This window comes from Dyella sp. OK004 (genome assembly GCF_900114495.1).
Classification (GTDB): Bacteria; Pseudomonadota; Gammaproteobacteria; order Xanthomonadales; family Rhodanobacteraceae; genus Dyella_D.
This window is the reverse complement of sequence record NZ_FOZI01000002.1, coordinates 260,055-285,953: the sequence shown is the minus strand read 5'-3', so window position 1 is coordinate 285,953 and position 25,899 is coordinate 260,055. Positions and strand designations below refer to the sequence as shown.

General features: G+C 63.9%; 26 protein-coding genes. 11 read left to right on the top strand and 15 right to left on the bottom strand.

Going from position 1 to position 25,899, the window contains the following annotated elements; genetic code table 11:
• Nucleotide 1 precedes the first annotated feature (1 nt).
• Complete coding sequence (locus BM338_RS07970; RefSeq protein WP_090450359.1) at nt 2-604, bottom strand: TetR/AcrR family transcriptional regulator; 603 nt, start codon at nt 602-604, stop codon at nt 2-4.
• Nucleotides 605-638: 34 nt separating this feature from the next.
• Nucleotides 639-1,568 carry a cupin domain-containing protein gene (locus tag BM338_RS07965; RefSeq protein WP_090450358.1) on the bottom strand — a complete coding sequence of 310 codons (930 nt, stop codon included), beginning with the start codon at nt 1,566-1,568 and terminating at the stop codon, nt 639-641.
• A 112-nt stretch (nt 1,569-1,680) separates the two neighbouring features.
• On the opposite strand from BM338_RS07965, the gene BM338_RS07960 reads away from it, so the two are divergent.
• A complete protein-coding gene (locus tag BM338_RS07960; protein WP_090450357.1) occupies nt 1,681-2,022 on the top strand; it encodes a carboxymuconolactone decarboxylase family protein in 342 nt (113 codons plus the stop codon).
• 41 nt (nt 2,023-2,063) lie between these two features.
• Here BM338_RS07960 and BM338_RS07955 read toward each other — a convergent pair whose 3' ends face one another.
• Nucleotides 2,064-2,489 carry a hypothetical protein gene (locus BM338_RS07955; protein WP_143109271.1) on the bottom strand — a complete coding sequence of 142 codons (426 nt, stop codon included), beginning with the start codon at nt 2,487-2,489 and terminating at the stop codon, nt 2,064-2,066.
• Nucleotides 2,490-2,550: 61 nt separating this feature from the next.
• On the opposite strand from BM338_RS07955, the gene BM338_RS07950 reads away from it, so the two are divergent.
• Both BM338_RS07950 and BM338_RS07945 read left to right on the top strand, forming a co-directional pair.
• On the top strand, nt 2,551-3,615 hold the full coding sequence (locus tag BM338_RS07950; RefSeq protein ID WP_090450355.1) for a class I SAM-dependent methyltransferase: 1,065 nt from the start codon (nt 2,551-2,553) through the stop codon (nt 3,613-3,615).
• Nucleotides 3,612-4,313 carry a pseudouridine synthase gene (locus BM338_RS07945; RefSeq protein WP_090450354.1) on the top strand — a complete coding sequence of 234 codons (702 nt, stop codon included), beginning with the start codon at nt 3,612-3,614 and terminating at the stop codon, nt 4,311-4,313. Before BM338_RS07950 ends, BM338_RS07945 begins: the two co-directional genes overlap by 4 nt.
• Nucleotides 4,314-4,319: 6 nt before the next feature.
• Here the strand turns inward: BM338_RS07945 and BM338_RS07940 are convergent, their stop codons facing one another.
• The gene (locus BM338_RS07940) at nt 4,320-4,622 is read right to left on the bottom strand and encodes a hypothetical protein (RefSeq protein WP_090450353.1); all 303 of its coding nucleotides are present in this window, start codon (nt 4,620-4,622) and stop codon (nt 4,320-4,322) included.
• A 131-nt stretch (nt 4,623-4,753) separates the two neighbouring features.
• Here BM338_RS07940 and BM338_RS07935 point away from each other — a divergent pair, with 131 nt between their 5' ends.
• The gene (locus BM338_RS07935) at nt 4,754-6,313 is read left to right on the top strand and encodes a protein adenylyltransferase SelO (protein WP_090450352.1); all 1,560 of its coding nucleotides are present in this window, start codon (nt 4,754-4,756) and stop codon (nt 6,311-6,313) included.
• 443 nt (nt 6,314-6,756) lie between these two features.
• Here BM338_RS07935 and trxC read toward each other — a convergent pair whose 3' ends face one another.
• Complete coding sequence (gene trxC, locus BM338_RS07930) at nt 6,757-7,194, bottom strand: thioredoxin TrxC (RefSeq protein WP_090450351.1); 438 nt, start codon at nt 7,192-7,194, stop codon at nt 6,757-6,759.
• Between the two features lie 130 nt (nt 7,195-7,324).
• On the opposite strand from trxC, the gene BM338_RS07925 reads away from it, so the two are divergent.
• On the top strand, nt 7,325-7,759 hold the full coding sequence (locus BM338_RS07925) for a hypothetical protein (protein ID WP_090451210.1): 435 nt from the start codon (nt 7,325-7,327) through the stop codon (nt 7,757-7,759).
• 667 nt (nt 7,760-8,426) lie between these two features.
• Here the strand turns inward: BM338_RS07925 and BM338_RS07920 are convergent.
• The 6 genes from BM338_RS07920 to BM338_RS07895 form a co-directional block, all read right to left on the bottom strand.
• Nucleotides 8,427-9,839 carry a YfgM family protein gene (locus BM338_RS07920; protein ID WP_090450350.1) on the bottom strand — a complete coding sequence of 471 codons (1,413 nt, stop codon included), beginning with the start codon at nt 9,837-9,839 and terminating at the stop codon, nt 8,427-8,429.
• On the bottom strand, nt 9,836-11,218 hold the full coding sequence (locus tag BM338_RS07915; RefSeq protein ID WP_090450349.1) for a glycosyltransferase family 2 protein: 1,383 nt from the start codon (nt 11,216-11,218) through the stop codon (nt 9,836-9,838). Before BM338_RS07915 ends, BM338_RS07920 begins: the two co-directional genes overlap by 4 nt.
• 376 nt (nt 11,219-11,594) lie before the next feature.
• Nucleotides 11,595-12,350: an SH3 domain-containing protein gene (locus tag BM338_RS07910; protein ID WP_090450348.1), complete on the bottom strand. Its 756-nt coding sequence runs from the start codon at nt 12,348-12,350 to the stop codon at nt 11,595-11,597.
• Nucleotides 12,351-12,446: 96 nt separating this feature from the next.
• Complete coding sequence (locus tag BM338_RS07905) at nt 12,447-13,748, bottom strand: amino acid permease (RefSeq protein ID WP_090450347.1); 1,302 nt, start codon at nt 13,746-13,748, stop codon at nt 12,447-12,449.
• Nucleotides 13,745-14,839, bottom strand: a complete 1,095-nt coding sequence (locus BM338_RS07900) for an aromatic ring-hydroxylating oxygenase subunit alpha (protein WP_090450346.1) — start codon at nt 14,837-14,839, stop codon at nt 13,745-13,747. Before BM338_RS07900 ends, BM338_RS07905 begins: the two co-directional genes overlap by 4 nt.
• A 400-nt stretch (nt 14,840-15,239) precedes the next feature.
• On the bottom strand, nt 15,240-17,111 hold the full coding sequence (locus BM338_RS07895) for a 3'-5' exonuclease (RefSeq protein WP_255367233.1): 1,872 nt from the start codon (nt 17,109-17,111) through the stop codon (nt 15,240-15,242).
• 150 nt (nt 17,112-17,261) lie between these two features.
• On the opposite strand from BM338_RS07895, the gene BM338_RS07890 reads away from it, so the two are divergent.
• Nucleotides 17,262-17,726 carry a VOC family protein gene (locus BM338_RS07890; RefSeq protein ID WP_090450344.1) on the top strand — a complete coding sequence of 155 codons (465 nt, stop codon included), beginning with the start codon at nt 17,262-17,264 and terminating at the stop codon, nt 17,724-17,726.
• A gap of 461 nt (nt 17,727-18,187) precedes the next feature.
• Here BM338_RS07890 and BM338_RS07885 read toward each other — a convergent pair whose 3' ends face one another.
• Complete coding sequence (locus tag BM338_RS07885) at nt 18,188-19,111, bottom strand: oxygenase MpaB family protein (RefSeq protein WP_090450343.1); 924 nt, start codon at nt 19,109-19,111, stop codon at nt 18,188-18,190.
• Between the two features lie 290 nt (nt 19,112-19,401).
• On the opposite strand from BM338_RS07885, the gene BM338_RS07880 reads away from it, so the two are divergent.
• A complete protein-coding gene (locus BM338_RS07880) occupies nt 19,402-20,499 on the top strand; it encodes a 3-deoxy-7-phosphoheptulonate synthase (RefSeq protein ID WP_090450342.1) in 1,098 nt (365 codons plus the stop codon).
• A gap of 1 nt (nt 20,500) precedes the next feature.
• Here BM338_RS07880 and BM338_RS21590 read toward each other — a convergent pair whose 3' ends face one another.
• Both BM338_RS21590 and BM338_RS07870 read right to left on the bottom strand, forming a co-directional pair.
• A complete protein-coding gene (locus BM338_RS21590; protein WP_177229271.1) occupies nt 20,501-21,322 on the bottom strand; it encodes an intradiol ring-cleavage dioxygenase in 822 nt (273 codons plus the stop codon).
• Between the two features lie 86 nt (nt 21,323-21,408).
• Nucleotides 21,409-21,834, bottom strand: a complete 426-nt coding sequence (locus tag BM338_RS07870) for an OsmC family protein (protein WP_090450341.1) — start codon at nt 21,832-21,834, stop codon at nt 21,409-21,411.
• Between the two features lie 152 nt (nt 21,835-21,986).
• Between BM338_RS07870 and BM338_RS07865 the strand changes: the two genes are divergently transcribed.
• Both BM338_RS07865 and BM338_RS07860 read left to right on the top strand, forming a co-directional pair.
• Nucleotides 21,987-22,265: a GNAT family N-acetyltransferase gene (locus BM338_RS07865; protein ID WP_090450340.1), complete on the top strand. Its 279-nt coding sequence runs from the start codon at nt 21,987-21,989 to the stop codon at nt 22,263-22,265.
• 83 nt (nt 22,266-22,348) lie between these two features.
• Nucleotides 22,349-23,026, top strand: coding sequence for a DUF1345 domain-containing protein (locus tag BM338_RS07860; RefSeq protein WP_090450339.1), 678 nt, complete (start codon nt 22,349-22,351; stop codon nt 23,024-23,026).
• Between the two features lie 51 nt (nt 23,027-23,077).
• Here BM338_RS07860 and BM338_RS07855 read toward each other — a convergent pair whose 3' ends face one another.
• Nucleotides 23,078-23,560 carry a YajQ family cyclic di-GMP-binding protein gene (locus BM338_RS07855; protein WP_090450338.1) on the bottom strand — a complete coding sequence of 161 codons (483 nt, stop codon included), beginning with the start codon at nt 23,558-23,560 and terminating at the stop codon, nt 23,078-23,080.
• A gap of 110 nt (nt 23,561-23,670) precedes the next feature.
• Here BM338_RS07855 and BM338_RS07850 point away from each other — a divergent pair, with 110 nt between their 5' ends.
• Together BM338_RS07850 and BM338_RS07845 are read left to right on the top strand one after the other, a co-directional pair.
• Nucleotides 23,671-24,849, top strand: a complete 1,179-nt coding sequence (locus BM338_RS07850) for a BaiN/RdsA family NAD(P)/FAD-dependent oxidoreductase (RefSeq protein ID WP_090450337.1) — start codon at nt 23,671-23,673, stop codon at nt 24,847-24,849.
• Between the two features lie 64 nt (nt 24,850-24,913).
• A complete protein-coding gene (locus BM338_RS07845) occupies nt 24,914-25,792 on the top strand; it encodes an NAD(P)-dependent oxidoreductase (RefSeq protein WP_343124153.1) in 879 nt (292 codons plus the stop codon).
• Nucleotides 25,793-25,899 lie beyond the last annotated feature (107 nt).

Genomic DNA, 25,899 nt, shown 5'->3' with positions numbered 1-25,899 from the left:
CTCAGGCATGTTGCGCCAGGCTCAGCTGCTGCCGTGTGTTGGCCATGGCGATGTCCAGCGGCGCGCGATCGCGGCTGATCTTGGCCAGCAAGCTGGCGCCGAACCAGCTCTGGTAAAGCGTTTGCGCGAGCATGGGCGCGTCGGTCGCGGCCGGCAGCGAGCCATCCGCCTTGGCTGCTTCGACACAGCGCGTAAGGCGTTCGGCCACTCCGCGGGTGCCGCGTGCCAGCGCCGTGCGCATGCTCTCCGACAGATCGCAGACCTCCGCGCCAAGCTTCACCGCCAGGCAGCGGCTTTGCGCCTCGTTGCCGGTCTGAGAATCGAGCCAGTCATCGAAGAAGCGGAGCAGCGCCTGCGCGGCGGTGCCGGGTGCCGCCATCAGCGCGTCCACGCGCGTCAGGTAAGCGGTGAAATAGGCATCGAGCACAGCCTCGCCAAAGGCCTCTTTGGAGCCGAAGTAGTGATAGAACGAGCCTTTCGGCACCTGTGCCGCCGCCAGTATTTCGGACAGCCCGACTGCGGTGAAGCCCTTGCGCAGCATCAGCGGGTGGGCCACGTCGAGGATGTGCTGGCGGACGTCGGAGGAGGGAGCGGTCGCGTTCATGAGGCGGCACTTTAGTTGCTATTAGACCAGTCGTCTAGTGGCTGTCGGCCGCCTGCGCATGCAGCCGTCGGAAGCGCGCCGGCGTCATCCCGCTGTACTGGCGGAAGGCTTTGCCGAACGCGGCCTCGGATTGATAACCCACGTCCTGCCCGATATCGCCGGTGCGGCGCCGCGTCTGCATCAGCAGGTCGCTGGCGATCTGCATACGCAGGCGAGTCAGGCATTCCCACGGTGTCATGCCGGCGCGATCGCTGAAATGGCGCGCGAAGCTGGCGCGGGACATCGCGGCGACGCGGCCGAGATCTTCCAGGGTCCACGCGCGGGCGGGCTCGGCCAGCATCGCGCGCACGGCGGCGCCCAATCGCGGCTCCGCCAGCAAAGCAAGCAGGCCGCTTTGCTGCGGTCTGCTGCTGTAACTACGCAATGTCATCGCGAACAAGGCATGGGTCAGCGCGGTGACGATCGCCAGAGCGCCGGCCTGACGCTGGCTTGCTTCGCTGCGCATCAGCTCGACCAGCGCGTGCAGGCTCGCTGCCGTGCCGCTCTCGTGTAGCGAGACCCGCAAGGTGGCGGGCAGGCCAGCCAGCAGCAGCGACGCGGAGTTCGGTGCGTAGTGGAAGCGGCCGCACAGCAGGTCCAGTTCCACCGTGTTTTCGACGTTGCGACGTAGCGGCAGCATGCCGTCGTGTTCGTGTCGGATCGGCGCAGGCGGCACACCGTTGTCACTGCCGCGGATCCAGTGCCCTGCGCCGCGCGGAAACAGCACCAGGTCACCGGCCATCAGCGTCAGTGGCGCTTCGCCGGCCGGCTCGACCGTGCAGTGTCCGTCCAGCACCAGATGGAACAGCGCCACGCCGGCTTCCGCCGGTGCGTGGTCGACGGCGAAGGCGCCGGCGAACTGGCAGCGCAGGTCGAGGCTGCCTTGCAGGCGGGCGAGCTGGATCAGGCGACTCAAAGCATCCATGAGACGATCGCGCTAGAAATAGAGCGGATGGAGTATTCGTCGTAAACCTGGGCGGAGCAACACTACGCAGCACGGCGGACACCTTGCCCGCCTCTCTTGAAGGAGATGCGTCATGCTCGATTGGGTTGCTTATCGCAAAGAACTGCTGGGCCGTATCGGTGAGATCGGCAAGCTGAGTCCCGACACTGTGGCCGGCTACCAGACGTTGTCCAACGCCGGCCAGAAAACCGGCCACCTCGACGCCAAGACACACGAGCTGATTGCGCTCGCCGTGGCGGTGACCACTCGCTGCGATGGCTGTATCACCGTGCATGCCGCGCAAGCCCTGAAGAATGGTGCCAGCCGCGAGGAAATCGCCGAAGCACTGGGCGTGGCGATTGCGTTGAATGCCGGTGCGGCGCTGGTTTATTCAGCGCGCGTGATGGACGCCGTCTACGCACACAGCGCAGCGTAAAATTTGCGGGTAGGAGCGCACCCTGTGCGTTCCTACGGGGCTTAGCGATTCTTAGCCGTGGCTTGCCGCCGATAGCTGCCGGACAAAGTCTCGCCGTCGTGGCAGAAATAGGTGAGGCTGAAGCGGTCGTCTTCCTGTTCGCTCAATACATCGACGCCGCCCTGGACGGCGTGCCGCACGGTGAGCAGGGCACCGGCTTTCCAGTCTTGCAGCGATACCTGTAACTGCTCGCCGATCAGAATGGCGGGGCCTTCAAACTCGCATGAGCCCGTACTTTCGATATGCAGCCAGTAACCATCGTCGCGCCGCGTGATGTGCAGGTGCTTGGCGTTGTGGATGTACTCGCCGGCAAAGTCGGGCGGTGGCGCGGCGGGCGCGGCATGGGTCGATGGCTGCCTCGATTCACAGCCGGCCAGTGCGCCGGCCAGCGCGAACAGGGCCACGGGCAGGGCTAGAGAGCGCCGCATGGCGCGACAGTAGCGCAAGCCGCGTAAAATGGTGCTGATTTCCCTTCGATAAGGTCGGCGAGTGGGTGCTGCCGCGTTGTCCTCCGCCGATACGGCTTTGGAGGCTTTGTTCGTTCCGTTGGCTACTGGTGCCCTGGCGCTGCCGGCGGACGGTCGCGTGTTGTTTCTGCGCGCGCGCGATGGTTTTCGCCTGCGCGAAATGGCGCGGTCCGGCTGGGTATGCGAGCAAAGCTTCAAGCCATTTGCCGATGCCTTGATGCGCAGTGGCCTGCAGGTGGCGGAACCGTCACCGCAGGAACGCTTTGCATTGGTGCTGGTATTGCCGCCGCGGCAACGCGACGAAGCGCGCGCCTTGTTCGCGCGCGCGGTGCAACATGCGCAGCCCGGCGGGATCGTGCTGGCCTGCATTCCTAATGCGGAAGGCGCGAAGTCCGGTGAGGGCGACCTGGCCCGGCTGGCCGGTCCGCTGGCGCATCTGTCCAAGCACAAATGCCGCGTGTTCTGGAGCGCGCCGCTGGACGAACAAGTCGACGCTGCCTTGCTCGACGAGTGGCTGGCGCTGGATACGCCGCGCGCCAATGCGGCCGGCTACGCCAGTCGTCCCGGCCTGTTCGCCTGGGATCGGGTGGACGTGGCTTCCGCGCTGCTGGCCGGGCATCTGCCGGCCGATCTGCACGGACGCGTGGCTGACCTCGGCGCCGGTTATGGCTATCTCTCCGCGCAGGTGCTGGCGCGTTGCCCCAAGGTCGAGGCGCTTGATCTCTACGAGGCGGAGGCGCGTGCGCTGGAGCCGGCGCGCATCAATCTGGCCGCGGCGCAGCGTGCTTGTAGACGCGAGCTTGCGGTGGCGGTGCATTGGCACGATGTCGCCACCGGTCTGCCGCAGCGCTACGACGCCATCGTCAGCAATCCGCCGTTCCATCAGGGACGCGAGGATCTGCCGGCGCTGGGCCGCGCCTTTATCCAGACCGCCGCCGATGCGCTGCTACCCCATGGCCGGTTGTGGCTGGTGGCCAATCGCCATTTACCCTATGAAGCGACCTTAGCGTCGCGATTCAACGATGTGCGCACGGTAGTGACGCAAGAAGGATTCAAAGTGATCGAAGCTCGGGGCGTTCGCGCATGAAACTGGTCAAACTGATCGCCAATCTCGGCTATGGCAGCCGCAAGGACGTGGCGCTGATGTTCCGCGAAGGACGCATCACCGATCCCGATGGCGAAGTGCTGTACGCCGACGACAAAGTGCCGCACGAACATATCCGCGTCGACGACGAGCCGCTCGATCCACCAACCGGTCTGGCGCTGATGATGAACAAACCGCTGGGCGCTACCTGCTCGCGCAAGGATCCGGGCCGCGTGGTGTACGACTTGCTGCCGCAGCGCTACCGCATGCGCGATCCGGCGCTGTCCACGGTGGGGCGGCTCGACCGCGATACCTCGGGGTTATTGCTATTCACTGACGACGGCGCGCTCTTGCACAAGATCATCTCGCCGCGCGCGCAGGTGGCCAAGGTGTACGAGGCGGTGCTGGCGCACGATCTGCGCGGCGACGAGGCTGCGCTGTTCGCCAGTGGCGACATGATGCTGGAGTCGGAGAAGGAGCCATTGGCGCCAGCGCAGCTGGAAGTGATCGAGCCGCGGCGGGCGCGCCTCGCCATCACCGAGGGCCGTTATCACCAGGTGCGCCGCATGTTCGCCGCGGTGGGTAACCACGTTGAGGCGTTGCATCGGGTATCGGTCGGCGGTCTGACGCTGGGCGACCTGCCCGCCGGTGAATGGCGGGCGCTGTCAGTAGACGACGTGGCGCGGATCTTCGGCGCCTGACGACGATCAGGATTCGATGGGCGTGAGCAGGTGTTGTTGCTCGCGACATCGTGCCAGCTCGTCTTCCCGGCGGGAGCGAGCTCCTTGGTGCCAGGAAACCAGCTGGAAGTGCGTTTCGGTGTTCTTTGCGGGTTTGGCGTCCAGCCCCGCTTTCGCGATGAGCATCCCTGCAACCCGCTGCATTCCGCGCCCTAGGGCGGAACCAGCAAGAGGCATGTGCATGGTCTCTACTCCCGGCTGCCCCTGTGCAGCCGTGAATCCATAGTAAACAGAAATTCCTGCGAATGTGTGAAGTGTGACACTGGTCATGCGCCTCCTGCTTGCGTTTTTCCCGACATCACAACTGACGGTTGGCGTCGCCGGAATTTGCAAGCCTTGCGAAGGGCAACAGGCGGCCGGATATAGGTAAACCGCCGCCCGCTTCCGGATGTCACCGCTCCATGTACAAGCTCCGTTTCGACAACGCCTTCGTCCGCGACCTGCCCGGCGACCCGGTGCAGGTCGCCGGTATCCGGCAAGTGGAGGGAGCGCTGTATTCGCTGGTCGAGCCGACGCCGGTCGCGGCGCCGAAGCTGATCGCCTGGTCGGCGGAAATGGCCGCGCAGCTCGGCTTGAGCGAAGCGGATCTGGCACGGCCGGAATTCGCCCAGGTGTTCGGCGGCAACGCGCTGCTGCCGGGTATGGAAGCCTGGGCCGCCAACTATGGTGGCCATCAGTTCGGCGTGTGGGCCGGGCAGTTGGGCGACGGGCGGGCGATCTCGCTGGGCGAGCTGGTCAACCACGAAAGCCAGCGCCTGGAATTGCAGCTCAAGGGCGCCGGACCCACGCCGTATTCGCGTGGCGCCGATGGCCGCGCCGTACTGCGTTCGTCCATCCGCGAATTCCTGTGTAGCGAGGCCATGCACCATCTGGGCGTGCCGACCACGCGCGCGCTGAGCCTGGTGCTGACCGGCGACACGGTGGTGCGCGACATGTTCTACGACGGCCACCCGCAGGCCGAGCCCGGCGCCATTGTGTGTCGTGTGGCGCCGTCGTTCATCCGCTTTGGCAACTTCGAGTTGCCGGGTTCGCGCGGCGACGTCGCGCTGCTGCGTCAGCTGGTGGATTTCACCATCCGTCGCGACTTCCCCGAGCTGCACGGCGAGGGCGAATCGCTGTACGCCGAGTGGTTCGGCCAGGTGTGCGAACGCACCGCGGTGATGGTGGCGCACTGGATGCGCGTGGGTTTTGTGCACGGTGTGATGAATACCGACAACATGTCCATCCTCGGTCTCACGATCGACTACGGCCCGTACGGCTGGATCGACGGCTTCGATCCCGACTGGACGCCGAATACCACCGACGCCGGCCGCCGCCGCTATCGCTTCGGCCAGCAGCCCAACGTCGCCTGGTGGAATTTGAGTCGCCTGGCTGGCGCGCTGGCGCCGCTGTTCACCAGCGTCGAGCCGTTGCAGAAAGGGCTGGATCGCTACGCCGCCACTTACGCTGCTGCCGACCGGCTTGCGACCGCGGCGAAACTCGGTCTGGCGGAATGCCGCGATGAAGATATGGAGCTGATGCAGTCGCTGCACACGTTGTTGCAGGAAGGCGAGGTGGACATGACATTGTTCTTCCGCGCGCTATCCGATGTGGATCCTTATGCGCCTTCGCTGGATCCGTTCCGCCATGCTTTCTATGACGAAGCGAAGATGTGGAAGGTGGAGGCGGATTTTGAGGCGTGGCTGGCGCGTTATACGGCGCGCCTGATCGAGGATCCGCTTTCGCCCGATGCGCGGCGCGCGCGGATGCATGCGGTGAATCCGTGCTATGTGCTGCGCAATTATCTGGCGCAGGAGGCGATTGACCGGGCGGAGCAGGGGGATTACGCGGGCATCCATGAGTTGTTGGATGTGATGCGCCATCCCTACGAGGAGCAGCCTGGGAGGGAGCGGTTTGGTGGGAAGAGGCCGGAGTGGGCTCGGGTGAAGGCGGGGTGTTCGATGTTGTCCTGCAGCTCCTGATTTTCTTTCTCTTTTCGCAACTGAATCCCCTCTACTTCGTCATTCCGGCGAAGGCCGGAATCCAGTGGCGTTGTCGCTCGGTTTTAGCGTCTGCGTGCTCTGGCTCGCCTGCCGCGGGCTTCCGAACCGCTGCCGCGGTCCGGGTCACTTTCTCTTTGCTGGCCCAAAGAGAAAGTAACCAAAGAGAAATGGCCTGAAGAGCGGGCGGTGTGCTTCGTAGCTACGCCTTTTCCAGTGTCAGGCGTCGGGATGGTTTCCTTCGAGGACTGGTCTCGTCCAGCTCTCACCACTTCCGCTCCTGAGCTCGCTTGCGCATCGCCTAGTGCGGCACTTCTCCCTCCCCTGCTTGCAGGGGAGGGGTGATGGGTGCTCGGGGTGACGTTGCTACGTAGCGTTGTGAGTTCGGTGTTTGTCGACAGCTTTGATCTGCGCGCCGTCATCTTTCAGCGCAGCGCCCCATCAACAAACTGCCGCAACTGCCCCGCACTAAGCGCTCCTGCTTGCCGCGCAATTTCCTTCCCACCACGCAATAACAGCAAGGTCGGAATGCTGCGAATCGCATATCGCTGCGCAAGTGTGGGTTGTGCATCAGTGTCGACTTTGGCGAAGCGCAGTTTGGGTTCCATAGTGCGTGCGGCGTCGGTGAAGATGGGGGCGAAGCTTCGGCAGGGGCCGCACCAGGTGGCCCAGAAATCGACGAGGACGGGTAGGTCGCCGCGGCCGGCGATGGGGTCGAAGTTGGCGGCGGTGAGGTCGATGGGATGGCCTTGGAATAGGCGTTGCTTGCAGCGACCACAGACGGGGTGTTCGCCGAGGCGTTCGGCGGGGACGCGGTTGAGTGCGCCGCAGTGGGGGCAGGGGACACTCAGTGGGGTGGACATGGCAGACTCTGGCGGCGAAGGCTCGATGCCGCATCAGATGGTGCTGGCGGCTATGGGAAACAAGGCGCGGATGCGTGGGAGTCCGGTGATGAGCGACGAACTTGGCGGCGTACGCAAGGTTTCCGTGTCTATGCGTCTGTTGTGTGCGGCGGGTATCTGCTGGACGTTGCCGAACAGTTTTCTGGGGCTGGTCGTCGGTGTGGTGTGCATGGCGCTCGGCGCGCGTCCGCAGTGGCGGCGGCGCGATCTGGCGCTGGTGTTCCGGCATGTGCCATGGCGCGGCAGTGGCGGCGGAGCGATCACGCTGGGCAACGTGATTCTGTATACCGGCAGCGAACTGGATACGCCGTGTCTCACCTATGCGCATCGCGCTGGACAGTGCAGAGAGTTGCCGGTTTCTTTGGCCGACCATGAGCGGGCGCACGTCTACCAGTACATGGTGCTAGGGCCGTTGTTTCTGCCGCTGTATGCCTTGTGCGGTGGAGTGAGTGTGCGCAACCCGTTTGAGCGCGCGGCGGATCGTTATGCGCAGTCGGGGCGTGGTTGGTGGCCGCTGAATATGTAGAGCCTGTTCAAAATTTCTACGCGGGAATATGTGGAGCTGGCGCTGAGGGGGGCTTTGTGTTCTGTTCGCGACAATCGACGCGTTACTGCGGCCTGGCCGCTTATGCAGCGGGCATTCCGCCTCGCTGCCGCGAGCCGGGTCACTTTCTCTTTGCTGGCCCAAAGAGAAAGTAACCAAAGAGAAATGGCCTGAAGAGCAGGCGGTGTGCTCTGTAGCTACGCCTTTTCCAGTGTCAGACGTCTGGAGGACTTCTCTTCTTGCGCTCTCTCCTCTGGATCTGATTAGCGTCGAGTTAGAGCCACGCGTGCTTTTCTCCTCCCCCTGCTCGCAGGGGGAGGCCGGGAGGGGGTAAGCCCTTGTGAAAACCTCTCCCGATACGCTTTCTCAAGTACTCACCCCTCCCCAACCCTCCCCTGCAAGCAGGGGAGGGAGCAAGGCGAAAAACCATTCCGACGTCTGACACTGGAAAAGGCGCAGCTACGAAGCACGCCGCGCTCTTTAGACCATTTCTCTTTGGTTACTTTCTCTCTAGGCCCCCTTGGGGGGGTTGGGTCAGCAAAGAGAAAGTGACTCGGGCGCCGGCAGGCGTCCGAAATGCCCGCTGCATAAGCGGCCAGGTCGCGATAACCCAACATCAAAGTAAAAGTAGGAAACCGCAAAACAGACCTTAGAGCGGGTAGCGCACCACCAGGTTCACGCTGTTGTTCCAGTAGCCGGAACCGCCGTTGCTGGCAGAGGCGGCCGAGCTGCGGCCGAGTTGCAGTTCCAATCTGCCGTTGCCAGGCAGGCGGCCGTTGAGCGAAACGCCGAGGGTGTAGACACTCGCACTCGCACCGTCGATCACCTGGCGGCCGACGGCGGCCAGCGCACGCAGTTTCCATTCGGGACTGAAGCTATACACGCCGACCAGGCCGAACTGGGCGGTGCGGTAGTTGGCGGGATTGAAATACACGCCATGACTGGGTTGGCTGCTGTGGAAGATGCGTGCGGAGAACTCGCCGCCGATCGCCATGCGCGTGTCCGCGATGTCGTAAGGGCTCAGCAGCACGCGCAGGCTGCCACCGTTGCGGTGATTACCGTCGTTGAAGTTCTGCCGGTAGTAGGTGGGCAGCACATACCAGCGCGCGTCGGGCCGGAAGTTCGCACCCACGCTATAGAGGTTGTAGATCAGGCGATGCTCGATAGCGGTGTCGGTGGGCACGGGTGCGCGCTCGGCACCGGCGGATAGGCCGAAGCGATCGCCGGGCTGCCAGTTCCAGTGTGCTGTGCCTTGCCAGTAGTGCCAATTGCCGCTGCGGCCGGGCCCCAGGTCGAGATCGATGCTGTGGTGATCGCCGATGCTCAGTTGCCCCAGCAGCGACAGGTCGTCGAGATGGCGTGTCTGTTGGCCATCATCCACGCGCGTGGTGTTGGCGGCGACACCCCAGCGCTGCACCCAGTCGCCACGGCGGAACGGCGCGAAGCGATAGGCCGCACCGACGTGCAAAGTATCCAGGCCGTCGCTGTCGTGGCTGTAGCCGAAGTCGCCTTCGACTTGCGGTGCGAGTGCGAAGCGCAGGTCGTCTTTCAGCAAGCGGTATGACGTGCCCAGGTAACCCTGCGCCGGCGGTGGCGGCGCCGCATCGAGATAGCTGGCGGCGCGATCCTGCCAGCCGAGTGATTGCGCGGCACGCAGCAGTTCGACGGTGGGCTTGGTCTGGCTCTGAGCATACGGCGCGACCAGTGCGTATGCGGCACGCGGATAGTCCTGCGCGTTGAGCGCCTGCGCGAGGCCGGTGTCCGCCGCCTGTTGTGCGGTCGCATCGCCGGTCGTGTCGCGCGCCGTGCGGAACGCGGTTGCCGCCGTGGGGTAGTCACCCAGCCACAGCGCGGATTGGCCAAGGCCCATCGCTGCCGCATAACGGTCTTCGCGTGCGCTGCCGGATTGCGCTAGCGCCGCGGCGAATAGTGCGCGCGCTTGAGCGGGATGGCTGTCGGCCAGCGCCGCGCGGCCCGCGCGAATATCGTTCGCCACTACGTTTGTTTGCGCGTGTACCGCAGGCATCAACAGCAACGCGAGTAAAGGCCCGCGCGTTTTCATTTTGTTCCCCAGCGCTTGCGCAGCTTGAGCAACTCGGCGAAGTAGCCCATCACGCAGCCGGGTTGCAGCACGATGCCGTAGAACAGGGTGTAGATCACCAGGCCCATCGCGTTGTGACGCACCTGGAGTCCTTGCGCGCGAAACATGCGCGACTGGATGACGTACATCAGGTAATTCACCAGAAACGCCATCGGCAGCACCAGCAGCGTCATCGGCCCGGCCAGCCAGTAGATGCCGAAGCAGGCAAGCAGCAGGCCCGGGATGAAGACCAGCGTGTAGATCAGATCCATGTACGGGAACAGCAGGTTCCACCAGATAAACAGCGTGCTCATGCGGCGCTGGAACAGCAGCCCTCCGTGTGTCTTGAACGCTTCGATCAATCCGCGCGACCAGCGCTGCCGCTGGCGAATGAACTGATGAAATGTGGTGGGCGCGTTGGTAAAGGTGATCGCGTCTTCGCAGTAGCCCACGCGATAGCCGCGCCGCAGGATCGCCCAGGTCAGCACGATGTCTTCGCCCACGCTGTCTGGCCAGCCGCCCACGCTGCGCAGCACATCCGTGCGATACAGCGAGAACGCGCCCTGTGCCACCAGCGTGCCCTGGAACAGACTCTGCAGGCGCTTCACCGCGGCGATGCCGTGGAAGTAATCCCACTCTTGCATGCGTGTGATGAGGTTGAGGCGCGAGTTGCGCACCAGCACCGCACCGGCTACCGCCGCGGTGTCGGGCGGGTCGCTGAGGAAGCGTTCCACCAGTCGGCGCAGTGCCTCGGAATACAGATAAGAGTCGGCATCCAGCGTGACGGTGAGCGGGTAGGTGGCGTGACGCAGGCCTACGTTCAGCGCATTCGCCTTGCCGCCGTTGCAGCGCAAGTCGATCACGTGCAGCCACGGATAGGAGACACTGCGCAGCCGTTCCATAGTGCCATCAGTGGAACCGTCGTTGATCACGATTACTTCGACTGGCGACGGATAATCCTGGCGATCCAGGCTGGCCAGCGTGGAGAGAATGGATTCCTCTTCGTTGTAAGCAGCAACCAGCACGGTGACGCTGGGCAGATCGCTATCGGCGAAATGGCGGCGCGGCGGCCGCCGGTCAAGCAGCAGGCCCACGACCAGGAAGGCGTTCATGAAGCCGGGCAGGATGGCGATGCCGAAGATCATCAGGTCCGCCAGCGCGCGGCCTTCCATCGACGAGAGATCGTGGATCCAGCGACGGGCCAGGCTATAGGAGAACACCGCCCAGGCCAGCGAGAGCAGCAAGGTGAGTACGAACTTGTAGCGCACCGACAGGTAATGGCGACGATGTGCGTCGCTGTCGACGGATGGCGCCCGCCATGACGACGTGTACTTCGGCCAATCCTGCGCGTGGATGCTCATGGGAGGTTCCCGTGGTGCGGCGCGGGGCGATATCGGGACGAGCGCTTCCGGCCCCGCCGGTGCTGGATGCCGGAGGGAGCAGCGTTTTCGCGGTGGTATCGAACGGCGACCCTGGTGGTGCGGATGCGTAATGTGTTGATTGAAAAAGCTGGGCCTTGCATTAAGTAATGGGGCAAGAGCCGTGCCAGGGGCTGGTTTTTTGTTTTTATCTACAAATCAATACATTGCATATTCGCAGGTGACGTAAATCACGTTTTAGACGCAGCTGCGGGACGCTTCGAGGCACAAACTGACTGGGTGCGTGCGGGGCCGGCGAAGCCACTAACGACAAACGCCACGGCGAGCCGTGGCGTTTGTGTGATGCGAACGGCAGGGATCAGTTGCCGTTGGTGTTGGTAGGCAGCGGACGCGTTTGCGGTCTCGGCGCCGGCTTTTGGCCGTTGCCCGGAGCCGGTGGGCGCGTACCGCCACCCGATCCATTGCCGGGTCGCGGCGGACGTGTTCCACCACCTGACCCATTGCCGGGATTGGGTGGACGTGTTCCACCGCCCGGGCCACCACCGTTGCCAGGATTGGGTGGGCGTGTGCCACCACCGTTACCGGGATTCGGCGGGCGCGTGCCGCCCGATCCACCATGGCCGGGCCTCGGTGGACGCGTGCCGTTACCGGGGTTCGGACGATGTCCTCCGCTCCAGCTGGGCGGGCGTGGGCGCACCGGTGGGCGATGGTGCGACGGCCAGGGGCGGTGATACCAGTAGTCGCGCTGGCGATAGAACGGACGATCCTGGTAGTAGCTGCCCCAGTAGCTGCCGATCACGAATGAGATGACCGGAATGCCGATGCGTGCGCCATAGTCCTGCACCACCACGCGCTGGTCCTGATAGGTGTACTGGATATAGCCGCCGGAGACCCATCCGCGTGTGCCCATGGTGACCACGTCGCACCAGGCAAAACCTTCCGTGCAACCCTGGATGGAGACGTTGGTGCCGAGCGGTACGACCGTGATGATCGGGTATTCCGTATCCGGACCGGCGCGCAGATTCACGTTGCCGGTGACAAAGCCGTCGGCCGCCATGGCCGGCACGGCGATGCATGCGAACAGAGCAAAGGCGTACTGCAGGAGACGTCTCATCGCTAACTCCCGGGCAGTCAGATGGAGGGGGCCAGCAGCGTGGCCGGCCGGCGCACTGTGGCGCTTCGCACGAGTCCGCGCAAGCGAGTGCAGGCTTCAGGATTTGCGTGCTGATCGTTGCAGCAATTGCCGCCGCTGCCACAGGAATACCGGCAGGCCGAGCAGCAATAACACCGCACCCCACAACAAGGCTTCGGTCCCCGTACCGATCAGCGCCCACAGGCTATAGGCGAGCGCGAGTACTGCCACCGTCTTGCGCATGACGCTTGCGCCGGCATCGATGCGCCACCAGGCCAGCACGCTCAGCACATAGGGCAGCAGCGTGGCCGCCGTGGAAAGCAGGATGGCCAGCGTAAACAGCGCCACCAGTGACTTGCTGCCATTAGCAACGATCAGCACGCTCGCCAGCACACTGCTGAGCAGCAGGCCGAACCAAGGTGTGCCGCGCGCATCGATACGCGCGAATGGCGCGGGAAACAAACCGTCCTGCGCGGCGGCGTAAGGCGTTTGCCCTTGTAACAACACCCAGCCGTTCAAGGCGCCGAGACACGATACGGTAGCGACCAGCCCGATCATCCAGCCGGCCGCATGCCCCCACGCACGCGTCGCTGCCTCGGCCATCGGTGCGGCAGAGGTCTGCGCTACGCCGGGCGGCAGCATGCCGATCACCACGGTGCAGGCGAGCATGGTGGCGATGCCGGCGATCAGCATGCCAGCGATGGTGGCGCGCGGCACGGTGCGTTGCGGATCGCGTACCACGCCAGTGGGTACGGTCGCCGCCTCGAGTCCGAGAAAGGCCCACAAGGTCAGCGAAGCCGTGGCCGTCGTCACGCTCAACAAGGATTGCCCGCTCGGGTTGAAGGGCCGATACGCATCGCCGTGCACCAGGCCGAGTGCGAACAGGCCGAACACCAGCAGTGGAATCACCTTCAGCGCTGTAGTCACCAGTTGCATGCGGCCCGCTTCGCGCACGCCGGCGGCATTGATCGCCGTGCATAGCCACAACACGGCCAGCGCACTGCATGTGCTACGCCATGGTGTTGATGCGGCCGCGGGCCAGATCGCGCCAAGGCTGCCAGCGAACGCCACCGCGATGGCCGCATTGGCCGTCCAGACGCAGATCCAGTAACTCCACGCGGCGACGAAACCTATCGCATCACCGAAAGCGAGTCGCGCATACGCATAGGCGCCGCCGTGGTTGGCCACGATCTGCGACAGCCATGCGTGTACCAAAGCCAGCAGCAACGCGCCGGCCAAGGTGAAGCCCCAACCGAGCAGGCTGGCTGCGCCATATGGCGCCAATGCGGCTGGCAGCACGAACACGCCGGAGCCGATCATGTTGCCCACCACCAGGGCGGTAAGCATCCATGGGCCCAGCAGCCGGGCCGGATTCTTCATGCGTGTTCGCTGGCGGAAGCGTTGCGGTAGGCGCGGCGCAGCAGTTCGTGGAAATGGTGGACGGCGTTTTCGCGCAGCGGATTGAGCCGCCCAGCTTCATAGGAGCCAGAGGCGAGGCCGCGTTGCACGTCTTCGCAGATGGTTACATCTTCCACCTGCACTTCATCGCTGAATTCGACATCGCGCGCGCGGCGCAGCAGAGCCTGTTCGCTGGTATCCGGCGCGTAGTAGAAGTCGAACTTCACGCGGCAGCGATCCACGCCCAGCGGCAGCACGCGATTGGTCTGGAGGCGGCCGGGCAGGATGTTGAGCATGGTGTTCGGGTAAAGGAAGTAATACAGCGCTTCGCCACTGCCGTAGAGATCGGACGCGCTTTCCAGCGGACTGTATTGATACGAATACCACTCGGCCGTCTCGGTGATGTAGCTGCGATAGTCGAGCAGGCTGTTCAATCCCGGGTGGATGTGCGGTACGTGGTAACCCTCCAGGTAATTGTCCACGTACACCTTCCAGTTGCATGCCACGTCGTAGCTGGAGCGGTGATGAAATTCGAAGTTGGCCAGTGAGCGTTCTGCGCCGAGGCGTGCGTCGATGCCGGCGACGAAGTCGGCGAACGGCGCGGCGTCGCCGGTGGCGACAAACACCAATCCCTGCCACAGCTGCACATGCACTTCGGGCAGCCGGATGTCTGCAGGATCGAAGTCCGGCGTGCGGCCCATCTCCGGCGCGCCGCGCAGGACGCCATCGAGGCCGTAGGTCCAGCCGTGATAGCGGCAACGCAATGCCTTCGCGCTGCGGCCGTCGCAGCTGGCGATCGGGCCGGCGCGGTGGCGACACACGTTGTGGAAGGCGCGGATGGTGGTTTCATCGCTGCGCACGACCAGCAGTGGCAGGCCGGCGATCGTGGTGACGACGTGATCGCCGACACCGGTGAGTTGCGATTGGTGGCAGACGAGTTGCCAGCTGCGGCGGAATACGGCGTGCGCATCGAGCGCAGGCATACGTGGGTCGGTGTAGTAGCGCGCGGGTAGAGCTAGTGCGTGGTCTAGTGGTTGGGGGGCGAGGGTGCGGGCTTCGAGCAGGTCGGGCATGGGCGGCGAGCCGGCTGAGGGTGTGAGGGGAGTATTGATCGCTTTGGGAGGGGTGGGAAGAGGTGTGTTTTTGCTCCCTCTCCCTCTGTGAGGGGTTCGACCCTTGCGACATTCCTTCCTACTTCGTCATTCCGGCGTAGGCCGGAGGCGCTTCACAACAGCGAAGCTGGTCATCCAGTGCCTTATCGCTCGGTTGTCGCGTCTGCGTGCACTGGCTCGCCTGCCGCGGGCTTCCGAACCGCTGCCGCGGTCCGGGTTACTTTCTCTTTGCTGGCCCAAAGAGAAAGTAACCAAAGAGAAATGGCCTGAAGAGCAGGCGGCGTGCTCTGTAGTGGCGTCTTTTCCAGTGTCAGGCGTCGGGATGGTTTGCTTCGAGGCATTTCGTCCTGCCTCGCCGCGTTCAGGCCATCGCCCCCAACTGCCCCTGCACGTCATTGATCGAGTTGCGGATGCGTGCGCTGAAGACGGAGTCGGCATGGTGGATCATGACGAGGCGTTCGGTGGCTCGGGTCATGGCGACGTAGAGGAGGCGTGCTTCTTCGGGCTCGTCTTTGCCGGGCATGGGAAGTGAGCCGAGGCCGGGGATGATGACCAGTGGGAATTCCAGGCCTTTGCTGGAGTGCATGGTGACGAGTTTGACGGTGTCGTCGGCGACGAAGAGTGTGCTTTTGCCGTTGCCTTCGGCGAGGCGGCTGGGGATGCCGGCGCGCTGCAAGGCCTCATGCAATTTCTCGCCTTCCCATTTATTGCGGAAGATCACGGCCATGTCGGATAGCGGACGGCCCAGCGTTTGCTCGTCGCGCAGGCGGTCGATGATGGCGGGGAGCTGATCTTCGGTGCGTTCGACGCGGATCAGTTCCGGCAGTGCGCCGCGGCGGCCGGCGCTTTCGGGAGAGATCAGGGGCACGCCGTCGTCTTCCTCGTCGCGGCCGAGCAGCAGTTCGTTGGCGAAGCCGCGGGCGACGGAGAGGATTTCTAGCGTGTTGCGGTAGTTGAGCTTGAGGATGGTGGTGCGGCCTTGCGCCTGCACGCCCAGGCTTTTCCAGCTGAGCTGCTTGCGGGTGGCCTTGCCGTAGATGTTCTGAGCGTCGTCGTACAACACCAGCAGCGAATTGGTGTTGGGGTCGATCATCTGCACGATCAGCTTGTACCAGTCTGGTTCGAAATCGTGGCCTTCGTCGATCAGCACAGCGCCGTACTGGAAGCGCGGGATCTGGCCCTTGTCCACGCCTTCGATCACCGCGGGCGGCAGCGCATCGAAAAAGTCCCGGCCCTCGGGTGGTAGCGGTACGTGATAAGCGGTGAGCATGCTGCGGCACCACTTGTGGAAGTTGTACACCTGTACTTTGTCGCTGAGGCCGCGTTCGCCCATCAGCTGGTCCAGTCGCGCGGCGAGCGTCTTGTTGTAGCAGAGCACCAGGATCGGCTTATTCAAGGCGCGCGCCAGCGCCATGGCACGGAAACCGAGGATCATGGTTTTGCCGGAGCCGGCGACGCCGTGGATGATGCGGTGCTCGTCGCCGAGCGAACGAGCGAGTTGCTCCTGCTGCGCGTCCATCACCTTGATCAGGTCGGGAATCTCCACCTTGTTCACCGCGCCGCTGGTGGAGCGGTCGAACAGGCCGAACTGGCCGGAGCCGGGTTCAACGCGGATTTCGGGGAACAGGTGCCAGCGCACGCGATCGATCTGCGGCAAGGTGAGCGCGGTGGGGAACACTTGCGGGTACATCGCCCACAGCCGTTCCTGGAAATCCTCGGCTTCGACCGACTCGTACATCTCGTCCTGGCAGATCACCAGATGCGGCGGGATCACTGCTTCCAGCCCGCCCGCCACGTAGTTCTTGCGACTGATATTGGAGAGCACCACGCCGTAGCCCCACGGCATCAGCAGCTTGCCCTCGTAGTGATGGCCGGGCGGATGGCGCAGCGCCGGGTCATGCTGCAGGACCTTGTAAACCTCGCTGGCGCAATCGCGTGCCTGCATCAGCGGGTTGTGCTCCTTCACGCTGCTGCGGCCGGTGAGCAGGGTAAACAGGGTGGGGTCGGCCTGCTGGATGGTGTCCGGCTTCCAATCCTTCACTTCCAGCACCAACAGGCCGCGGCGCGGGTGGAACACGATGAAGTCGGGGCGGCGCTGCTTGGGGCCGACCGGCACGTCGTACCACAGCAGGTAGTCGTCTTCGAGCTTCTGCTCCAGGCGCTCGGAGAAGCGTTTTTCGCCGCTGGTCATCCGCGACAGGCAGCTGTTTCGGGTTGGAATAAGCGTCGCCACCGGGGCCTCCTTGCGGGATGCGGCGACGTTAACGGATCGCCGGGCGGTGTCAATCCGCGCTGCGACGGGCTTTCACTCGGATTTTCTACAAGACGGCGTTTGCTGGCGGGTGCAGCATGGCCGTCGATCCCTCACTACGGAGTGCTTGTCATGGATACCCAAGCCGCATCCACGGTCCACGAAGTGTTTCCTTATCTACGCGTCAAAAACGCCGCCGCGGCGCTGGCGTACTACCAGCAGGCCTTCGGCGCCAAACTGCGCTATCAGCTCAACGAGCCGGGTACCGGCCGCATCGGCCATGCCGAACTGGAGCTGGGGCCGGCGGTGATCATGGTGTCGGACGAGTATCCGGAGTGCGGCATCGTGGGACCGCAGAGCATTGGCGGGACCAGTGTGTCGATCCATCTGCATGTCGATAACGCGGACGTGATGCTGGCGCGGGCGGTGAAGGCGGGCGGGACCTTGGTGCGGCCGGCGGCGGATGCGTTTTATGGGGAGCGTGGCGGGACGGTGCGCGATCCGTTTGGGCATGAGTGGTTGATTGGGCACAGCATTGAGAAGGTTAGTCCGGAGGAGATGCAGCGGCGGTATGACGCGATGATGGGGGAGGGGTGATTTGGCTTTGGCTCCCTCTTCGCTCGACGGCCCGAAAGTATTCCCTGTGGGAGAGAGGGCTGGGGGGAGGGTTCGGCCCTTGCGATATCCCTTCCTACTCCGTCATTCCGGCGTAGGCCGGAGGCGCTTTTCAACAGCGAAGCTGGTCATCCAGTGGCGTTATCGCTTGGTTGTCGCGTTGTCGCGACTGGGCTCGCCTGCCGCGGGCTTCCGAACCGCTGCCGCGGCTCGGGTCACTTTCTCTTTGCTGGCCCAAAGAGAAAGTAACCAAAGAGAAATGGCCTGAGAGCTGGCGGTGTGCTCTGTAGCTGCGCTTTTTCCAGTGTCAGGCGTCGGATGGTTTTCTTCGGGCCTGATCGCCGACCACAGACTGACGGCACATAGCTTTTGCTCCCTCTCCCCTCCGGGGAGAGGGTTGGGGTGAGGGGTGGGTGCTTGGGATAACGCTTCAGTGGTTGGCTTTATGCCCAGCTCTGCAAGCTCTCGCTCGTAACGCTCACTCGCGCGCATGCGCGACTCGCGATGCCATCCTTCAACGCTGCACGGAACACCGGAGACACTGACCACAAGGCACGCGCTGCGAGTCGCGCTTGCGCTCGTTGCAGTGGTGTCCGTTGCAGCATGCGTTCCGCCCATTCCGGTAACAGGGCGGCACCGGCCAGCAGGAAGACGTTGCGGGAGAGGCCGGCGATGGGTACTGGCAGGCGTACGCGGGAGAGTATGTCGAGTACGACGCGGGAGCGTTCGCTGTAGATCAGTTCGGAACGCATATGGCGGAAATAGGCGGTGACTTCCGCTTCGGAAGCGGGGACGTCGCGGGCGCCGAGGGCTTCGGCGATGCGTCGCACTTCGTCGTAGTAGCGGTCGGCGGCGCCTGCGGGCAGCGTGATATGGCTGAAGCGGCGATAGCCCTGCAGGAAGCTGTGGGCTTCGGTGACGTGGACCCAAGTGAGCAGGTGGGGATCGTCGGCGGCGTAGGGGCGCCCGTCTTCGCCGTGGCCGATGACCTGGGCGTGGATGTGTTTGACGCGTTCGATCAGTTGCTGCGCCTGTTCGTGTGGGGCGTAGGTGGTGCCGCCGACGAAGGCGGTGGTGCGGCGCAGGCGGCCGAGCAGGTCGTCGCGGAAGTTGGAGTGGTCCCATACGCCGGCCAGGGCCAGCGGGTGCAGGGTTTGCAGCATCAGCGCGGCGAGGCCGCCGGCGAGCATGCCGGGAAAGTCGGAGTGGATGCGCCAGGTGGCGCTGTCGGGTCCGAATAGCCCGGGGTCGCCGATGGGGTGGTCATAGTCGATGGTGCCGCCGCCATTGCGGGGAAAGGCACTCAATACCCAGCGGCGGATGGGTTCGCGGGCGGGGTGGGTCAGCAGATGGAGTGGGGAGGGCATGGCGGGATTCTATCGTCGAGTGACGTACCGTCCGGTGGTTTCAATGGATACTGATTTGGAAGGCTAAATGCCGCGGCGGGGTTTGCATCGCACCTACTCTGTGTTATCACTACGCGTCATGATCCTCACCTCCACCCGCTATTACTTTTGGTTTTACGGCTATCCGATGCCGTTGGCGGAAGTAGGGGCGCGATCGTAAGTAAAGAAGATCGAACCAAATCCCTGAAAGCCGCCAGCCTCCACTGGCGGTTTTTTTTTGGCCGCCGCTGGAACCCCACCAGGAGCAAGCCGTGACCCGACAGACCACCGACGACCTGCGCATCCGCGCCATCACCACGCTGAGTACGCCAGCGCAGGTGATGCGCGATTGCGCGGCCACTGAAAGCGCCGCCGACACCGTGGCCCACGCACGCGAGGCCGTGCACAGCATCCTTGCTGGACAGGACGATCGGCTGGTGGTGGTGATCGGGCCGTGCTCGATCCACGACACCGCGGCCGCGCTGGAGTACGCAGGCCGGCTGGCGGCGCAGCGCGAGCGCTTCGCCGATACGCTGGAAATCGTCATGCGTGTGTATTTTGAGAAACCGCGCACCACGGTGGGTTGGAAAGGACTGATCAATGATCCCGATCTCGATGGCAGTTTCCAGATCGACAAGGGGCTGCGTCTTGCGCGCAAGCTACTGTGCGACATCAACGATCTGGGCGTGCCGGCGGGTTGCGAGTTTCTCGACATGATCACGCCGCAGTACATCGCTGATCTGGTGGCCTGGGGTGCGATCGGTGCGCGTACCACGGAGAGTCAGGTGCATCGCGAGCTGGCTTCCGGTTTGTCCTGCCCGGTGGGTTTCAAGAACGGCACCGACGGCAACGTGAAGATCGCGGTGGATGCGGTGCAGGCGGCGTCGCAGCCGCATCATTTCATGGCAGTGACCAAGGACGGCCAGACGGCGATCGCCAGCACGACCGGCAACGGCGATTGTCACGTGATTCTGCGCGGTGGCAAGTTGCCGAACTACAACGCGGCGAGCGTCGATGCCGCTTGCGATGCGGTAGTGCGCGCGGGGCTGCCGGCGCGGGTGATGATCGACGCCAGCCACGCCAACAGCGCCAAGCAGCCGGAGAATCAGCCGCGCGTGATCGACGACATCGCGGAGCAGATCGAGGCCGACGAGCGGCGCATCATTGGTGTGATGGTGGAGAGTCATCTGGTCGGCGGACGCCAGGATCTGGTGGAAGGCCAGCCGTTGCGTTATGGCCAGAGCATCACCGATGGTTGCATCGATTGGGAAAGTTCATTGCGCGTGCTGGAGCGATTGGCCGATGCGGTACGTCGTCGCCGCGCCGGCTCGGGCGTGGCGGTTCGGTTGCAGCAAGCGGTGGGCTGTTAGTTCAGGAGCCTTCGCGGCTTTGCTGCGTCGGATCGATGGCGAGCGTAAGCCGGGCGATGCGTGGCACATCGCCGTTCGTCGGCATTAGTGTGGCGATGGATTGCTCGCCATGCTGGGTGGTGTAGACGTTGTCCCGTTCCAGCGTCATGCGTTCGAGGCCGTGACGTTGATAGGCGGGTAGCACCATTGCCGCAAGACTGTCCGCTTCAGTGAAGAACAGTTGCCCGGTATGCACGGTATGGCCACCGCGATAGTGGCCGTCCGCGGTCTGCCCGCCGACATGCAGTTTCAGGTGGATGTGGTTGCAGCGGCCGGCGTAATAGCCCGGAAAAATACTGCGGAAGGTCACGTGGCCGCGCGCATTGGCAATCTGCACGCCGCGCAGGAAAGTAAGTTGATCGGTCGGATGCGACATCGGCGGATGTCCTCCAGGGCTGCGATCGCCGCGCGGCGGAGGCCCGTGCGGTGCGTCACCGGGTGGCGGTCCCAGCGGTGGCGGCATGCCGGGTCCGCCCATACCGCCGAAGCCGGAATACGCGCCTTGCGCATCGCAATGCCAGATTTCCAGCGCGGCGCCGGCAAGCGGCCGGCAGGTGCGCGCATCCAGCACTTCAAACTGCAAACTCAGGGGCAGGCCAGGCTTGCCTTCGGTGATGTCCTGTCGCAGCAAGGCGCGATCGAGGTAGTACGGGCCTTCCGTCTGTTCCGCGCTGAGGCGGCAGGCGCTGCGGCCATCGGGCAGGGCGCGCACCCGGGAAACTTGCAGGGCGGCAAACGCACCGAGGCAGGCTTGAACAAACTGGCGGCGGTTCCATGCAGGCATCGATCAATACTCGGTTCTGACGAAGATGCGTGCGATAGCCGGCACGCCGGGAAGGGAACGCGCCGGCACGGAAGTGGATGACGCGCTCAGTTATCCAGCGCGGCATCCAGGCTTATCTTGGCTTTGAGTACTTTCGATACGGGGCAGCCGAGCTTGGTGGCCTGCGCGATCTGATCGAAAGCGGCGGTATCGATCTTCGGCACCCTGGCGCGGCAGGTGAGTTCGACGGTAGTGATGGCAAAACCGTCGCCCTCTTTGTCCAGTGTGACCACGGCGCGCGTGTCGATATGGTCGGCGGTGAAGCCGGCCTGGCCGAGGCCGGCGGCAAGCGCCATGGTGTAGCAACCGGCATGGGCGGCGCCGAGCAGTTCTTCGGGATTGGTGCCGGGGCCATCTTCGAAGCGGGCGCGGAAACCGTAGGGCGCATCGTGCAGCACGCCGGTTTCGGTGGAGATCTGGCCTTTGCCGTTCTTGAGGTCGCCGCTCCAGGCGGCGGAAGCAGAGCGTTTCATGGGCGGGTGTCCTGCGTGGGGAAGCGTGCAGTGTGCGCAACGCGGCATGCAGGGAATGCGAATGCTCCGTCGAGAGGGCACGCGGCCGCTTAACACACCGGAGCCCGGCTCATGACCTATGCTGACGGCTTTGCGCCGCTCGTGGAGCCGTCATGACCCTCGATATCCGCCACCAACCCGCCGAACACCGCTTCGAGACCGAGGTTGAGGGTTTGCTCTGTGTAGTCGACTACAGCCTGGCGCACGGCGTGATGACCATCACCCACACCTTGGTACCCGAGGCGGTCGGTGGTCGCGGCATTGCGGCGAGCCTGGTGAAGACCGCGCTGGAGCATGCGCGGCGTGAGCACTGGAAAGTGGTGCCCGCATGTTCCTACGCGGAGGCGTGGATGCGGCGCCATCCCGAGTACGACGATCTGCGCGTCGGCTAAGACCATAGTGGCTATCATCCCCCGCATTGACGGACTGAATCGGGAGATCTAGCCATGTGTGTCGTTGAGTCCAGGGAGCAGGCATGAATAGCGCAAGCCACGACACGCCGACCGAGCGTTCGCATCGCCGCTTCCATAATTTGAGAGCGCGGCCGCGCCTGATGGCGGCGACGGTCGTCTTTGTACTGGCCGTGGCGGCGCTGTATGCCAGCGGCGTGCATCCTTGGATGGCTTTGCTGCTCGGCTTCGACCTGGCCGCATTGGTCTATCTGATCATGCTTGCCGTGCTGTTCAATCGTGCCTCGCCGGCGCTGATGCGTTGCCAGGCGCGCGCGCAGGATGCGGGGCGCTGGGGTTTCCTGTGGAGCGGTATCGTGCTGACCGCAGTGGTGATGGTGGCGCTGAATGCCGAGCTGCACAGCGGCAAGGGCAGCGGCGTGTCGAGCATCGTGCTGGCGGCAATCAGCATCGTGCTGTCATGGCTGTTCATGAACACCATGTTCGCCATGCACTATGCCCATGGCTATTACGGCGATTTCGGCAAAAATCACGAAGGGCTGCAGTTTCCTGACACGCCGCAGCCGGACTATTGGGATTTCGCGTATTTCGCCATCGTGATCGGCATGACCTTCCAGGTCTCCGATGTGCAGATCACCAGCCGCTATCTGCGCCGCGTGGCGCTGCTGCATAGCGTGATCGCGTTCTTCTTCAACGTGTTCATCATTGCGTTGAGCGTGAACGTGGTGGCCGGGCAGGCCTGAGCTTTTCTCCCTCCCCCGTTTGGAGGGGAGGGTTGGGGCGGAGCAAGAAGTTCAATCGCGGAAGTTATCGAACTGCAGCGGCAGTTCGATATCGGCCTTGCGCAGCACGGCCATGGCCAGCTGCAGGTCGTCGCGCTTCTTGCCGGTGACGCGCAGCTTGTCGCCGTTGATCTGCGCCTCGACCTTGAGCTTGGCTTCTTTCAGTGCAGCTACCAGCTTCTTCGCTACCGGCTGTTCGATGCCCTGTTTGACGGTGACTTTCTGGCGCGCACCGCCGAGGTTGGTTTCCGGATCGGCGATGTCGAGCGCGCGGATATCGATCTTCCGCGAGGTCAGGCGGCCGCGCAGGATGTCCAGCATCTGCTGCAGCTGGAACTCGCTGGGCGCGGTCTGAGTGATCTCGAACTTGTCCAGTTCGAACTTCGCGTCGGTGCCCTTGAAGTCGAAGCGGCTGGTCAGTTCGCGGTTGGCCTGGTCGACGGCATTGGTCAGCTCGTGCTTGTCGACTTCGGAAACAACGTCGAAGGAAGGCATGGCGTCTCTCGATTAGGAAGGCGGATGGGCAAGTGTAAGCGATGTAACTGGGGGATAATCCGCCCTCATGTTTTCGGGATGGCGGCTGGAATGGGTATGCGGGTGATGGCGTGAAGGTAGATGTACTGGTGATCGGCGCGGGCGCGGCCGGGCTGATGTGCGCCATCGCGGCCGGGCAGCGCGGGCGGCAGGTGCTGGTGGTGGACCATGCCAACAAGGTCGGCAAGAAGATCCTGATGTCGGGTGGCGGCCGCTGCAATTTCACCAATACTGGCGTGACGCCGGCCAGCTATCTGTCGGCCAATCCTCATTTCGCCAAGTCCGCGCTGGCGCGCTACACGCCGGCGGACTTCATTGAGTTGGTAGAAAAGCATCGCATCGCTTATCACGAGAAAGAACTCGGCCAGCTGTTCTGCGACGAGTCCTCGAAATTGATTGTGCGCATGTTGCTGGACGAGTGCACGCAGGCCGGCGTGCGCATCGAGACCAGTTGCGGCGTGGAGCGGGTGAGCAAGAGCGAAGAAGGTTTCAGCGTGCGCACGGCCCGCGGCGAAGTGCACGCCGCATCGCTGGTGGTCGCGACCGGTGGTCTGTCGATTCCCAGCATGGGCGCCACTGGCTTCGGCTACGAACTGGCGCGGCAGTTCGGGCATCAGGTGTTGCCTACGCGTGCGGGGTTGGTGCCGCTGACCTTGAGCGGCAAGCATCAGGAGCGTTACCAGGATCTCGCCGGTGTGGCGTTGCCGCAGGTGTCGGCACGCGTAGGCAAGCATTCGTTCCGCGCCGGCCTGTTGTTCACGCATCGTGGCGTCAGCGGGCCGTCAATTCTGCAGATTTCCTCGTACTGGCAGCCGGGCGATGACCTGCGTATCGATCTGCTGCCCGAGCTGGATATGGCCGACTGGCTCAACGCACAACGCGCCGCACGGCCGGCGATGGAGCTGAAGAACGTGTTGGCCGATGCCTTGCCCAAGCGGCTCGCGCAGCGTTTGTGCGAGCTGTGGTTCGAGAGCCGGCCGATGAAGCAGTACCGCGACGCGGAACTCAACCAGATCGCCGCGCAATTGCATGACTGGCCGATCGTCGCCAGCGGCACCGAAGGCTATCGCACAGCAGAGGTCACGCTGGGTGGCATCGATACCGACGGACTGTCGTCGAGCACGATGCAGTCGAAGTTGGTGCCCGGTTTGTATTTCATCGGCGAAGTAGTGGATGTCACCGGCTGGCTCGGCGGCTACAACTTCCAATGGGCATGGGCTTCGGGGCAGGCGGCGGGGCAGGTGGTTTGAATCCACGTGCCATGCACCCCAGGTAGAGCACCATGATGTGCTTGGCGACGAACGAGGTATGCGCATGAAAGTCGGATTCATCGGTCTTGGCGCCATGGGTAGTGCCATGGCCAGCAACCTGATCAAGGCGGGACATGCGGTGACGGTGTGGAACCGTTCGCCGCAGGCCGCCGAATCGCTGGTGTCGCTGGGCGCGAAGCTGGCCCGTACGCCCGATCGTGCTGCGCAAGGCGACGTGCTTTTCAGCATGCTGGCGAATGATCGCGCGGTGCGTGAGGTGATACTTGATAGCGGCTTGCTCGACGCGATGGATCGCGGTGCCGTGCACGTGAATCACGCGACGGTGTCTGTGGCGCTGGCGAAAGAGTTGGCGGCAGCGCATGCGGAGCGCGGCCTGGATTATCTCGCCGCGCCGGTGTTTGGCCGTCCGGATGTGGCTGCGGCCGGCAAGTTGAATATCGTGGTAGGTGGCAAGGCGGCCGTGCTCGAACGCGTGCGTCCGTTGTTGGAGGCGATGGCCGGCGGCATCTGGCCGATGGGCGAGGAGCCCGAGCGCGCCAACGTAGTGAAGATCGCTGGCAACTTCATGATCGGCGCCGCCATCGAAAGCATGGCCGAGGCGGTGGCGCTGACCCGTGCGCATGGCGTCGAGGCGGCGGACTTCCTTGGGCTGATGACGGGTACGTTGTTTGCCACCCCGGTTTACAAGGGTTACGGACAGCTGATTGCCGAGCAGCGCTTCAAGCCGGCGGGTTTCGCGTTGCCACTGGGCTACAAGGACATCAATCTGGCGCTTGCGGCTGGCGATGCCGCGCGCGTGCCGTTGCCATTCGCCAGCGTGCTGCGGGACAGCCTGCTGGAGACCCTGGCGGCCGGCGATGAAGACGTGGATTGGGCAGCACTGGCGACTGTCGCCGCGCGTCGCGCCGGCCTGGATCGCTGAGCGCTTTGTAGGAGCGCACCCTGTGCGCGAAACGACTCGCAAGGGTCGCGCGTTTCTTCGCGTCATCGCAAAAACCATCGCGCACAGGGTGCGCTCCTACAGGTTTT

Bases quoted from the DNA above. Each gene is read 5' to 3' on its own strand.
- BM338_RS07900 (WP_090450346.1), bottom strand. From the start codon at position 14,839: ATGCCCGACCTGCTCGAAGCCCGCACCCTCGCCCCCCAACCACTAGAC.
- BM338_RS07860 (WP_090450339.1), top strand. From the start codon at position 22,349: ATGAATAGCGCAAGCCACGACACGCCGACCGAGCGTTCGCATCGCCGC.
- BM338_RS07935 (WP_090450352.1), top strand. From the start codon at position 4,754: ATGTACAAGCTCCGTTTCGACAACGCCTTCGTCCGCGACCTGCCCGGC.
- BM338_RS07885 (WP_090450343.1), bottom strand. From the start codon at position 19,111: ATGCCCTCCCCACTCCATCTGCTGACCCACCCCGCCCGCGAACCCATC.
- BM338_RS07920 (WP_090450350.1), bottom strand. From the start codon at position 9,839: ATGAAAACGCGCGGGCCTTTACTCGCGTTGCTGTTGATGCCTGCGGTA.
- BM338_RS07965 (WP_090450358.1), bottom strand. From the start codon at position 1,568: ATGGATGCTTTGAGTCGCCTGATCCAGCTCGCCCGCCTGCAAGGCAGC.
- BM338_RS07970 (WP_090450359.1), bottom strand. From the start codon at position 604: ATGAACGCGACCGCTCCCTCCTCCGACGTCCGCCAGCACATCCTCGAC.
- BM338_RS07870 (WP_090450341.1), bottom strand. From the start codon at position 21,834: ATGAAACGCTCTGCTTCCGCCGCCTGGAGCGGCGACCTCAAGAACGGC.
- BM338_RS07855 (WP_090450338.1), bottom strand. From the start codon at position 23,560: ATGCCTTCCTTCGACGTTGTTTCCGAAGTCGACAAGCACGAGCTGACC.
- BM338_RS07905 (WP_090450347.1), bottom strand. From the start codon at position 13,748: ATGAAGAATCCGGCCCGGCTGCTGGGCCCATGGATGCTTACCGCCCTG.
- BM338_RS07845 (WP_343124153.1), top strand. From the start codon at position 24,914: ATGAAAGTCGGATTCATCGGTCTTGGCGCCATGGGTAGTGCCATGGCC.
- BM338_RS07915 (WP_090450349.1), bottom strand. From the start codon at position 11,218: ATGAGCATCCACGCGCAGGATTGGCCGAAGTACACGTCGTCATGGCGG.
- trxC (WP_090450351.1), bottom strand. From the start codon at position 7,194: ATGTCCACCCCACTGAGTGTCCCCTGCCCCCACTGCGGCGCACTCAAC.
- BM338_RS07890 (WP_090450344.1), top strand. From the start codon at position 17,262: ATGGATACCCAAGCCGCATCCACGGTCCACGAAGTGTTTCCTTATCTA.
- BM338_RS07945 (WP_090450354.1), top strand. From the start codon at position 3,612: ATGAAACTGGTCAAACTGATCGCCAATCTCGGCTATGGCAGCCGCAAG.
- BM338_RS07960 (WP_090450357.1), top strand. From the start codon at position 1,681: ATGCTCGATTGGGTTGCTTATCGCAAAGAACTGCTGGGCCGTATCGGT.
- BM338_RS07910 (WP_090450348.1), bottom strand. From the start codon at position 12,350: ATGAGACGTCTCCTGCAGTACGCCTTTGCTCTGTTCGCATGCATCGCC.
- BM338_RS07925 (WP_090451210.1), top strand. From the start codon at position 7,325: ATGCGTCTGTTGTGTGCGGCGGGTATCTGCTGGACGTTGCCGAACAGT.
- BM338_RS07940 (WP_090450353.1), bottom strand. From the start codon at position 4,622: ATGACCAGTGTCACACTTCACACATTCGCAGGAATTTCTGTTTACTAT.
- BM338_RS07955 (WP_143109271.1), bottom strand. From the start codon at position 2,489: ATGCGGCGCTCTCTAGCCCTGCCCGTGGCCCTGTTCGCGCTGGCCGGC.
- BM338_RS21590 (WP_177229271.1), bottom strand. From the start codon at position 21,322: ATGCCTGCATGGAACCGCCGCCAGTTTGTTCAAGCCTGCCTCGGTGCG.
- BM338_RS07865 (WP_090450340.1), top strand. From the start codon at position 21,987: ATGACCCTCGATATCCGCCACCAACCCGCCGAACACCGCTTCGAGACC.